Origin of the sequence: Candidatus Clostridium eludens, from assembly GCF_045310515.1 — a bacterium.
GTDB classification, from domain to species: domain Bacteria; phylum Bacillota; class Clostridia; order Clostridiales; family Clostridiaceae; genus Clostridium_B; species Clostridium_B eludens.
On record NZ_JBJHZX010000001.1, the window covers coordinates 199504 to 211946 of the forward strand.

The window sequence follows — 12443 nt, forward strand, 5'->3', positions numbered from 1 at the left end:
CAAAGGGGATAGCTTAATGAACTATGAAAAAGATAAGGCATGTCTTATTGAGGAGGTAAAAAAAAATTTATATGATTTCTTGTTACTCATTAGATCCATAACACATAAATCCAAATATGATAAAAAGCTTTCTATTTCACAATTATTTTTTTTATATCAACTTAGAGAATACGGTCCTTACAAAGTAAACAAACTTGCCAAAGAACTTGGAATAACTCCCTCTGCTGTTACAAATTTAAGTGACAAACTAGTAACTAACGGCTTTGTGCATAGATATCAACCAGAAGATAATAGACGTGTAGTTATGCTGTCTCTAACGGATAAAGGAAGTGATCTTATAAAAGAATCGGATGAAATGAGGTCTCAATTTTTGATACAATCCCTTTCTATTTTGAATAATTGTGATTTAAAAGATGTAATCTACAGTTTTTCAAAATTGAATCATGCTCTTAAAACTTATAAAAGTCGAAATGATTAAAATCTATAATAAGGAGGTCAAAAAATGAATTTAACCGAACTATCTGTACGAAAACCAGCTGCAATAACCATGGTTATATTACTTTTGCTAGGTCTCGGCGTATTTGGCTATAAGAATCTTGGAGCAGATCTCATGCCATCTATGGACATCCCCGTAATCTCCATATCCACCACCTATTCTGGAGCCAGTGCTGAAGATATAAAAAAGGATGTAATAAAACCCATTGAAGACTCAGTGGCTGGCATAAGCGGTATTGATCATATTCAATCTACAGCTACAGAAGGTACTGGACGAGTTATCATAAGATTTAATACCAGCGCAAATATGAATACAGCTTTTTTAGATGTACAAAAAGCTGTGGACAATGCCCAAGGTAGCCTTCCCAAAGATGCAGACAAGCCTGTTCTGCTTAAAGTAGATCCAAATGCTACGTCTGTTTTGACTTTATCTGTATCAGGAAATGTATCCTATGATGAATTATATAACGAGGCAAATAATATAACTGAAGATTTAGAAGAAGTTCAAGGAGTAGGAAATGTGACTTTTTCAGGAATACAGAAAAAACAGCTTATGATAAAATTAAATAAATCCGCCATAGAATTTTATGGAATAAACACAAGCACTTTAATTTCTAAGTTACAATCAGATAACATAAGCCTTCCCGCAGGCCAGATAGAACAAGAAAATTTAAACGAAACTGTCAGAGTTATGGGGCAATTCCAAAATATCGACGAAATAAAAAATTTACTAATACCGACTTCCAGCGGTGGCACAGTGCGTCTATGTGACATAGCAGATGTAAATTTAGAGTATCCTGAAGAAACTCAGCACGTAAGGATAAATGGGAAATCCACTATAGGAATAAGCATACAAAAGCAAAGTGATGCAAATGTAATTGAAGTCGTAAACAATGTAAAGACAGAACTCACAAAAATCAGTAAACGGCTTCCACGTGGCGTTAACCTGATAACGGCATATGATAGTACAACATTTATAAACTCCTCTCTTTCTGAAATAAAACGTACTTTAATAGAAGGTATAATAACAACTGCCCTAGTTCTATTTATATTTTTAAGAAGCTGGAAATCTTCACTTATAGTAATGATAGCAATACCTACTTCCCTCATTTCCACTTTCTTTATGATGTACGTTATGGGATTTACCTTAAATATGATGTCCCTAATGGGATTATCTCTTTGCATAGGAATACTTGTGGATGACTCAATTGTTGTACTTGATAACATAAAACAACATTTAGCCATGAAAAAAAATCCACATTTGGCAGCTATAGACGGACGTATGGAAATAGGACTTGCAGCTATTGCAATAACACTCTGCGACGTAGTTGTATATGCTCCCGTGGCTTTTATATCAGGCATGACAGGAAGATATTTCAAGGAATTTGGATTAACTATAGCCTTTGCATCATTATTTTCTCTATTTGTATCCTTTACCATTACCCCTATGCTGGCATCAAGAGTATTTAAAGGAAATAATGATAAATACAAAAAAACTCCCCACAAATTTACTAAAATTAAAGATACCAAATTATATACAATAATTAATACCGTTTCAAGTTCTATTGATAATGTAACAATTGTATATAGAAAAGCACTTATCTGGTCATTAGAGCATAGAAAAAGAGTATTAGCTATTAGCATAGCTGCCACAATGGCAGTCATTTTCTTAATACCCTTAGGAGCTATAGGAACTGAGTTCATGCCCTCTACAGATCAGGGTACCTTTAACATAAATATGACTTTTGATTCTGAAGCTACCTTAAATGAGATGGATAAAACTGTTAAACAGGTAGAAAATTATTTACATACGGTCCATGGAATAAAAACCTATTATTCCACAGTAGGATCTGCCAGTACTAATATGAGGTCTGCTAATCCAAATTCAGCAAGTATATCTGTAGAACTTTACCCCAAAAATCAAAGAAATAAATCTCAATCTGAAATAGCAAAGCAGGTCCGTAGTTGGGGAAATGCTTCCTTAGCAGGAACCAACTTTTCTGTAAATGAATCTGATGTTGGAGGCGGTGGCAGTAGCAGTAACCCTATATCAATTCAAATATTAGGTAATGATTCTGACACTATAAAAGAAATATCTAATAAAGTAGAGGAAATAGTAAAGAACATTCCAGGAATTATAGACGTAAATAATTCTACTAAAGTAAGCAATAGTGAATTGAGAGTTCAAATAGACAGGCTAGCTGCATCTCAATACGGTGTATCTATATCCGATATAAGCTCCATACTTAGAACAGCACTCCAGGGTTCCTCTGGTGGAGTATACACAACAAACGGAGACGATTATGATATAACAGTAAAATTTGAAGATGGTGACATAAAAACCCCTTCAGATATAGAATCTATAAAAGTAATTAGTCAAAAAGGCCAAGCTGTACCAATGGGTGAAATTGCAACTGTAGCTAAATCTGACAGTGCCCAATCCATATCTAGACAGGATAGACAGGATATAGCTACCATTTCTGCAAATATACAAGGCAAAACATTAGGAGCTGTAAATAGCGATATAACTAAAAAATTAAGGTCACTTTCTGTTCCTGAAGGATACCAGATCAGATTTGGAGGAAGCCAGCAGAATATGTCAGATACTTTTATTTCCCTCATAGAAGTTTTAGGTATTTCTTTAATACTTATTTATATGATATTAGTTGTACTTTATGAGTCATTTTTAACACCACTTATCAGGATGATATCTCTACCTTGTGCCTTGATTGGAGCAATTTTAATACTTGCCATTACTGGTAAAACTTTAAACATGATGTCCATAATAGGACTTATAATGCTTGATGGGTTGGCCTCTAAAAATGGTACTCTTTTAATTGACTATACAAATACACTTATGAAGAGAGGGAAAAATTTAAGAGAAGCTCTGATCGAATCTGGTGAAAGAAGACTTAGACCTATTATAATGACCTCTGCTACCATGATTGTGGGTATGCTTCCCTCTGCCCTGTCTCTAGGAGAAGGCAGCGAGTTAAAATCCAGTATGGCCACTGTAGTCATAGGGGGAATGATTGCTTCCACCATCTTTACTCCTATAATATTACCTATAGTCTATACATTAATGGACGATCTAAAAAATTATATACTTAGAAAAAGAAAGAAACATCCAGAAATCCAGGAGGTGTGATTATGAAGAATGCTATAAAGAATATTATTTTAAAACTAAAAAATAATGTAGGAAAAACAATATTATTTGTATTGGCAATTTTAATCATATTTAGTATAGTACATAATATAATTAAAAATAAAAAAGTACAGCCTCAAAATCACATTAAAAATGTAAATGTGATTAAGGCAGAACTTACATCTTTATCTACGAGTGTAGATTATTCCGGAAAACTGACTGCCAATGAAGAAGTTTCAGTTTCTCCTAAATCATCGGGAAAAGTTAACACTTTAAATGTACAAGTAGGTAGTACAGTAAAAAGTGGTGATATACTATTTACCCTTGATTCAGATGCTCTGCAGGCTCAACTCCAACAGCAGCAGGCAAGTATAGCTTCTGCCAATGCTGGTTTAAATTCTGCCAATGCTAGTTTAGATAAAACTAAAAGTTCAGGAGTTGATCAACAAGTTGTGCAAGCTCAGCAAGCAGTAGACAGCGCCCAAATAAGCTATAATGATGCAAAGACTAGTTACGACAGGACATCATCACTATACTCTTCAGGAGCTGTCTCACAACAGGATCTAGATACGGCTAAAACAAAACTAGATAGTGCATCCGTTGCCCTGTCTTCTGCCCAGCAAAATTTAAGCTTAATTCAGGGAAAAGTTGGCCCTGAATCCATTGAAGTGGCAAAGGCCCAGGTAACTCAGGCAGAAGCCCAAGTAACCCAGGCAGAAGCTGGACTTAAATCAATACAAACTCAAATTAACGATACCATAATTGAGTCTCCTATTTCTGGCATTGTATCTGTAGTCAATATACATCCAGGAGAAATTTCTCCAGCTGCAACAGCATCTATAACTATAATAGATTCAAGTTCACTTATAGCAGAAGCAGACGTACCTGGAACCATGCTTTCAAAAATCCAAGTAGGTCAGTCTATACCTATAGTTATTCCTTCTTTATCTAATAAAAAAGTAACTGGTTCTATAGAAACCATAAGTCCTGATACAAATAGTACAACCCAAGAATATTCAATTAAAATAAAAACAAATAACTCTGAAGGTGATTTAAAAGCAGGAATGTTCGCTAAGATATCATTACCTGATGAAAACAAGAACAATGTAATTACTGTTCCAAACGAAGCCATAAAAGTAGAAAATGGAATTTCCTATTTATACAAGGTACAAAATAATAGAATTATGAAAATATCTGTAACTACAGGACTTTCAAATGATAAAATTACCGAAATAATATCTTCAAAAATAAATGTAGGAGATCTTATAGTACCTGAAGGTCAAACCTTTTTAAATGATGGGGATAAAGTTAAAATTCTAAATTAGCTCCTGTATACATAAATTCATGTTGAACACTATTATCCGAATTATTTTACAAGCAAAAAACAAGTATCTAACATCACTTAGATACTTGTTTTTCTATATGCAAACAATCTTATATATAAATATTATCTGACCTATGGGCAATAAATTTGTACATACCATCACTCATATTTATTACTTTTATTTAGCATTTCTCTTACAATTTATATATTAGTTGTCCACATTATACACAATATACTGTTGATAACTATTCTGATATAAAAAAATAAACATTTGAAAAATCAAATGTTTATTTTTGAAATATAGATGGCCATAAAATGATTGATATGCTTTTAATATATTACAAATTTAAATAATTAAATATACTTGCATGTTGTTAATTGTAACATAACCTAAAATTGATGTAAAACCATGTAAAATAGTATCAAAAATGATTTTATAATATTTCATTCAAAGTCCCCAAATTATACCTGGGATTTATTAGTATCTTTACTTAATATGTATTGAATTAAGTTATTATAAGGAAGTGCTTTACTATATAAATGCCCTTGATATCTATTACATCCAAGTTCATGGAGTACACTTATCTGCTCTTCTTCTTCAACATATTCAGCTATAACTGAGTAATTCAATAATTTACCTAAAAATATAATAGACTCAATAATATTACAACAATTATTATTATACAAAATTTCACGAACCAAAGAACCATCAAGCTTTACAGTATCAAACTCATATTCTTTAAGATACATTAAAGAACTATGCCCCATACCAAGATCATCCATGGCCAGCTTAACTCCTAATTTTTTTATAGAAATAATTCGGTTTATGATTTCTTTACTGCTTTCTAACGCTATCTGTTCAGTTATTTCAATTTCAAGCTTGTTTGGTCTTATTCCATGCTTTTTAATAATCTCTTCAAGCTTTCTAATAAAACACTCATTTTGTAGTTGAACTGCAGACATATTCACAGATATTGTTATATTTTCAAGTCCCAACTTATTCATTTCTCTTAAATCACCACACGCCTTATCTAATATCCAATAACCAAGTTTATCTACAAATTGTGCCTCTAACGCCAGTGCCACAATTAGTGGAGCATAAATATACCCATATACATCATGTTTCCACCTTAGTAAGGCTTCTGCACCAAAAACATTTCCCTCATAATCAATCTGGGGCTGATAAAATAACATGACCTTATCATTTTCAAGATCATGCTCTAAATCAGCTGTTAAAAATCTTGATATATTCCCTATTTCATCATGCCTAGTGAGAAATGTATAAACTTTTCCCTGTTCTTCACCTTTCTTAAACATATCATATACTTTTTTTAAATTATTTTTCATACTTATACATGAAACATTTTCTGACAGTTTAACAAAGGGTATGTAACACAAAATTCCTAAGATCAAATTAAATAATTGCAACATACTTCCCCTTATTGAATTAGTTGAAATATATCCACTCAAAAAAATGGGTGTTGTCCATTCAACAAGATTTACAGTATAAGGTACTAAACCAGAATACATAGCTAAATAAGAACTCATAGTCAGTATAATGGGTATACATAAAAAGGGAATAATATAAACAGGATTCAATACAATAGGAATTCCAAATACAACTAATTCATTAATGTTAAAGATCACAGGAATAATTGATAATTTTGCTAACCTTCGCTGGTTTTTATACTTCCCTGTAATTAAAATAGCACCTATAAGACATAAAATTGTGCCACAGCCTCCCATTAAAACAAAAGTATCAAAAAAAGTTTTAGTGAATATTTCTGTAGGAGCCTGTCCTGAATTTATTAATGTCTGGTTTACTGCAAGTGCAGGTACAAATATACTCTGGGCTACTGGTTCCAAAATATTGCTTCCATGCATACCTAAAAACCAAAATACATGAATAAGAAATATAAACAATATACCGTTCCAAAATGGAGATTTTATTCTAAAAAATATTCCACTAAAAGAGTTATATATGAAATTCTGTATGTCTGCTATGCCAAAAATACTTATTAATACCTGATTTAAAATTGCAAAAACTACTATTGTGATTAAAGCAGGATAAATAGAGGTCACAGCATAATTAAAAGCTGAATTGGCGCCGTCAGTAAACGCTTTTATTTTAAAAAAATCTAGTGAACTAAGCTTCAAAAAAAGCATAGAAGAAATAACTGCCACTACTACTGCAATAAAAATACCTACTACTCCAAAATTCTCTATAGAAAAGTTTTCCTTGCCAATTCCCAATATCATAATAAAGGAACACAGCGACACCGAACAGACAATAATTGGACTGACATTATGAGCATATATTTCTCTAAACTCAATAACATAAGAATAGCTAGTACACAAAACCATGCTTAGTGATAATATATTAAAAGTACCATCACGGATACACCAAAAAATATTTTGCCATTGGACTCCAAAAATTTTTCTCATCATACTTTGGTATGCCGGAATTGGCAAACTTAAAAAAACTAGTGCCATGGAACCCGTTAATAATAATGGAATCATGTAAGTAAGTCCTCTTCTCACTGAAATAAATAAAGGATTGTTCTTAAAACTTTCATCAATTTTAGAAAATATGTTCACCATCTTATTTAAATTTCTCATCCGTTGTACCTCTAACCCCTAAATAAATTATTCATAAATACATATATTCTAATTTATATATTATATTCCCACTAATAACTTTATCAATTAACGGAATAAAAATATATGTAGAAAATCTTAAACTCATAACCCCCGATAAAAAGAATAAGTTTAAAATTGCCCTTAACATAAAATGTTAGCTCAAAAAGCAATGTTAGTCAATTCTAGAATAATTATGAAATCAGCTTAAAGAAATGTTGATACAGTAAGAATTTATTAAGAGGATAGCAGGTTATTTATTTTAAAATTATACTTCGTCTATTTAAATCAAGTTCATTGGAGGTTATATGTATAATGCTCTCTTCAATAGATGACAAAATAGAAATAATACATACAGGCCATAGAATTGCTGTACTATGAAATATACTAAGCACTAAAGGTATCATAAAAACAAGTATGCCTGTTATCTTATTTCCCCAAGTATGTAACATTATAAAAGAATGATATTTATATGCTCCAATAATAATATTTATACAACGAATGAGTACTATGACAATTATCCAAGGAAAAAATATTTTCACTCTATCTCCTATGCTAATAATTATAATTGTTATAGTAACTCCAAACATAACTAAATCAGCGGCTGAATCAAGTTTTGCACCTATTAAACTTTCACTGTTAGTTTTACGTGCAATATATCCGTCAAGTATGTCACTAAATCCACAAATTATATATACCAGAATAAATAATGGTTGATTTTTATAAGCAAATGCTAATATAATCGAGAAAATAATTCTACTTATAGAAATAACATTGGCTACACCTTTCATAAAAAACTCCTTTATTTTATAAATTATTTAAAGCTTTAAATTTATTTACTTTAATCAATAGGATAAAATTGAATATACAGTGCAATACAGGTATAAGCTTAGTATTTCATTCCCGTATATATTAAAATTGCGTCTCTTAAAAATTCTGCTACTCCTGTTTGTTTCTTATCATAGTACGCTTTAAACCTTTCATCCTGGACATACATCTCAGCAATACCAGCATGTGCTTCTTTACTATAGTGGTCCCAATAAAAACTTATCCATTGCCTGTGTAAATCTGCAGCTTTTTGGGCTAGTTTTCCTGAAGGATTACTAGTTTCAAATGCCTTGTGAATAATTTTCATAAATTCACTCTCAATTCCAGTGATCCTTTCATATTCTTCTTGGGTCATATTCTTTAATTTAGTATTTGATCTATCAACAACACTATCTCCATACCTTTCGCGGATTTCTTTTCCATATTTTTTTTCATTATCATCAATTAACTTTTGTTTAAAACCCTGAAATTTCTCTTTATCATTCATAATAGTTCTCCCTTCCATAGAATCGATAGTTTTATTAACATTTTCAATTAATGAGTCCAATTGTACCCTTTTTTCAAGAAGCTTATGACGGTGTTCTTTCAGCGCCTTTGCCCTGTCAAAAGAGGGTGAAGTTATAATATTTTTGATACTCCCTAAACTTATGCCTAGTTCTCTATAAAAAAGTATTTGCTGTAATATATCAACTTCCTTTTTACCATAAATACGATATCCTGATGAATTAACCCTTGCTGGCTTAAGGATACCAATTTCATCATAATACCTAAGTGTCCGTGTACTGATACCGGCTATATTAGCTAATCTTTGCACTGTATATTCCATATACCCATCTCCTTGATAATATAAATATAAACTTTTACGCAGGGTCAATGTCAATACCATATTAAAAAATAAATTGTAAAATAAAAAGGGACCTGAATTTAGGCCCCATAAATTTAACCATATTTTATTATTTAACTTCTGATAATTTTTTATTTACATCTTCCCAATTAACTATATTCCACCAATTATTAACGAATTCTGCTCTTCTATTTTGATATTTCAAGTAGTATGCATGTTCCCATACATCAATTACAAGTATAGGTGTACTACCCCATTGGGTTAAATTTTGATGTTTTTCAACTTGTAAAATTTCTAATTTATTAAATATATTATTCCACACAAGAGCACACCATCCTGATCCTTCCACAGCAATAGCTGCTTTTGTAAATTGCTCTTTAAATGCCTCAAAATTTCCAAAGGCTTCATTAATTTTTTCGGATACTTCACCTGAAGGAGTGCCTCCACTATTTGGCTTCATATTTTCCCAAAAAATCTTATGTAGTATGTGCCCGCTGCCATGGAAAGCCAATTCTTTTTCCCAATGCTTTACAAGTGAATAATCTCCGCTTTCTCTTGCTGCTTTAAGCTTAGATTCAGCTGTATTCAATCCATCTACATATCCTTTATGATGTATATCATGATGTAACTTTACAGTTTGTTCATCATAATATGGTTCCAATGCATTATAATCATAAGGTAATTCTGGTAAAATGTGACTCATTTCAATTTCCCCTTTCTATGTTAAAGTATTATTTTATAATAATATTTTATATCAACTAAAGATTATTGTCAACGGTATATAACATAATTAACCATATTCTTTGTTTTACTAAGCTACTTAAAAAGTATTTACATTTGCAAAAAAAGAAAATATAATCATATTAGATATTTAGATAATATTCTAAATATCTAATATGATTTAGGGAGGTATATTGTGTCAATACTTAACTTGCCCTTTAAAGCACTTGCAGATCCAACAAGAAGAAAGATTATCTTACTATTAAAAGAAAAAGATTTAACTGCCGGAGAAATAGCTGACCATTTTAATATGACTAGGCCAAGCATATCTCACCATCTGAATACATTAAAACAGTCTCTACTGGTAACAGATGAGCGAAAAGGTCAGAATATTTATTATTCCCTTAATACCACAGTATTGCAAGAAGTAATTAATTGGTTTTTTAACACTACACGTGTTAATGAAGGAGGAGCTGGAGATGAAGAAAATAAATGATGTTTTAAAAAAGGACTGGGGAATTTTAATTGTTATTGTTCTAAGCTTTATACTAGGTGCATATTTCTACAAATCACTTCCTGACAGGGTACCTATACATTGGAATATAAAAGGAGAAATAAATGGCTATGGGAGTAAATTCTTCGGAGCTTTCGGCCTTCCATTAATAAACCTTGGCATTTACTTGTTGTTTGTTATACTTCCTTATATAGATCCTAGAGGAAAAAACTATGAAAGCTTCAAGTCAACTTACCAATATCTAAAATATATAGTAATTATATTTTTATTTGGAATGGAAATTATGACTCTTTTAATAGCAGAAAATATGGTGGTTAATAAACCAATTCTTATACAAATTATGCTGTCCCTGCTAATTATTTTGATAGGGAATGTAATGGGAAGGTTTAAACATAACTATTTTGTAGGAATAAAAACTCCCTGGACTTTAGCAAATGAACAAGTATGGAAAAAAACTCATAGAATGGCAGGACCATTATGGGTTACAGGTGGTATGATAAATATATTATTAGCTTTTACGGGTATAAATTTTAATGGTATAGGTTTCATAGTGATTATGCTGGTAATTGGAATTACTCCATTAATTTATTCATATATAATTTATAATAAAATTAATTATACAAAATAAAAATACAATCAATATTATAAACCAGTACTTTCTAAACATAAGTATTGGTTTATATTTTAAATTTATTCTAACTTCTTAAGCTAATTTCATTTTAGACTGATTCAAACTTTCTTAGCTTCTGCTATTACCAATCTATTAGTACCGCATGTTACAATAAACATTCCTGTTTATAATAATTCCTACTATTTAACACTTAAAATTTGTACATTTCTGTAAAAAATTTTTCAGGGCATTGAATGAATTTGAATAATGTGTAAAAAATAGTTTATATAACAAAAATCACAAGCTATTACTGATATGAAATACAATTTATCCAGTGATTCTTGGACTTGGTTAAAGTTTGTCTATACCAGATACCTTAGTATAATTTCAGGAGGAATGTTTATGAAAAAAATTTCAGTATTATTTCTTTGCTTAGCTATATCAATAGGCGGAGAAGTCTTAGCACATGATAATACTAATTACCTAATAAATTCTCTGGAGGGTTTTAGCATGTATGCCCAAACCCAATCCTCAGATGAACATAAGCACCAAAACCTGACTTTACTAAAGGAAGCATGGAGCATAAATAAAAATACTGATGAAAATATACCTTGTATCTCCAATGAAAATATCAAAGAATTATTATTTAAGGGAGATCAAGCTTTCAATAAGATATTTAAAATTAATATAGATGAGAATTCATATATTGATATATCAGGTATAAGTTATGTTAAGATAAAAGATAGCATAGGCAAGTACAAATCTATATATGAATATTTAAACCAAAATTACGATTTAAAAAATTATTATACCCACCAATCCATAGAAACCATGGCAGATTACATATTCACTTATATTAATGGTAACTGTTACATGAGATACGGAAATGCCCAACCAAGGCTTATCGTTAAAGATTCTGAAATTGTACATAAAAAATATGAAGGTAATAAACTATACATTTCCTTAAGAGGTCGTTGTCTGGAATCTACAGATATATCTTCCGCAAGTGCTGTATTGATTTATTCTGATAATAAATGGCTTATAGACAAATTTGACAATTGGGGAATTAGTTAATATGAACACTATATTAAAAGTGAAAAATAAGCCCCTAAAATCACGTGGCGCTTATTTCTCAGTATATATAATTAACCTCTAAATCATATCTTGCTACTAAGGTGAGGGTGTAGTCTTTAGTAGCATTCTTGTGTTTGTTTTTAAACAAGCATATCTGCTTTTAGAATATTTCGTAAATACGTTATTTTTTATTCTCTCTAAGGTTATTTTCCTAGGACATTTATTATTATATGAATTATTCATTATAATGTA

At 30.9% G+C, this 12443-nt stretch carries 10 protein-coding genes; 6 read left to right on the forward strand and 4 right to left on the reverse strand.

All coding sequences use genetic code 11. The annotated features are described in order from the left end of the window. Positions 1 to 16 precede the first annotated feature (16 nt). The 3 genes from ACJDU8_RS00850 to ACJDU8_RS00860 are packed head-to-tail and all read left to right on the forward strand — an operon-like array spanning position 17 to position 4965. Positions 17 to 478 carry a MarR family transcriptional regulator gene (locus ACJDU8_RS00850; protein ID WP_406790263.1) on the forward strand — a complete coding sequence of 154 codons (462 nt, stop codon included), beginning with the start codon at positions 17 to 19 and terminating at the stop codon, positions 476 to 478. Between the two features lie 24 nt (positions 479 to 502). Further along, entirely contained in the window at positions 503 to 3643 is a 3141-nt protein-coding gene (locus tag ACJDU8_RS00855) for an efflux RND transporter permease subunit (protein ID WP_406790264.1), read from the forward strand. A 2-nt stretch (positions 3644 to 3645) separates the two neighbouring features. Beyond that, positions 3646 to 4965: an efflux RND transporter periplasmic adaptor subunit gene (locus ACJDU8_RS00860; protein WP_406790265.1), complete on the forward strand. Its 1320-nt coding sequence runs from the start codon at positions 3646 to 3648 to the stop codon at positions 4963 to 4965. A gap of 461 nt (positions 4966 to 5426) precedes the next feature. On the opposite strand, the gene ACJDU8_RS00865 is transcribed toward ACJDU8_RS00860, so the two are convergent. From ACJDU8_RS00865 to ACJDU8_RS00880, 4 genes are all read right to left on the reverse strand, one after another. Continuing rightward, positions 5427 to 7583, reverse strand: a complete 2157-nt coding sequence (locus ACJDU8_RS00865; protein ID WP_406790266.1) for an EAL domain-containing protein — start codon at positions 7581 to 7583, stop codon at positions 5427 to 5429. Positions 7584 to 7858: 275 nt separating this feature from the next. Continuing rightward, the gene (locus ACJDU8_RS00870) at positions 7859 to 8392 is read right to left on the reverse strand and encodes a CDP-alcohol phosphatidyltransferase family protein (protein ID WP_406790267.1); all 534 of its coding nucleotides are present in this window, start codon (positions 8390 to 8392) and stop codon (positions 7859 to 7861) included. A gap of 98 nt (positions 8393 to 8490) precedes the next feature. After that, entirely contained in the window at positions 8491 to 9255 is a 765-nt protein-coding gene (locus ACJDU8_RS00875) for a MerR family transcriptional regulator (protein ID WP_406790268.1), read from the reverse strand. 127 nt (positions 9256 to 9382) lie between these two features. Continuing rightward, a complete protein-coding gene (locus ACJDU8_RS00880; protein ID WP_406790269.1) occupies positions 9383 to 9976 on the reverse strand; it encodes a superoxide dismutase in 594 nt (197 codons plus the stop codon). A gap of 219 nt (positions 9977 to 10195) precedes the next feature. On the opposite strand from ACJDU8_RS00880, the gene ACJDU8_RS00885 reads away from it, so the two are divergent. The 3 genes from ACJDU8_RS00885 (at position 10196) to ACJDU8_RS00895 (ending at position 12191) form a co-directional block, all read left to right on the forward strand. Next, the gene (locus ACJDU8_RS00885; protein WP_406790359.1) at positions 10196 to 10489 is read left to right on the forward strand and encodes an autorepressor SdpR family transcription factor; all 294 of its coding nucleotides are present in this window, start codon (positions 10196 to 10198) and stop codon (positions 10487 to 10489) included. Continuing rightward, entirely contained in the window at positions 10473 to 11135 is a 663-nt protein-coding gene (locus ACJDU8_RS00890) for an SdpI family protein (RefSeq protein WP_406790270.1), read from the forward strand. The genes ACJDU8_RS00885 and ACJDU8_RS00890 overlap by 17 nt, the downstream gene beginning before the upstream one ends. Before the next feature lie 384 nt (positions 11136 to 11519). After that, the gene (locus ACJDU8_RS00895; protein ID WP_406790271.1) at positions 11520 to 12191 is read left to right on the forward strand and encodes a DL-endopeptidase inhibitor IseA family protein; all 672 of its coding nucleotides are present in this window, start codon (positions 11520 to 11522) and stop codon (positions 12189 to 12191) included. Positions 12192 to 12443 lie beyond the last annotated feature (252 nt).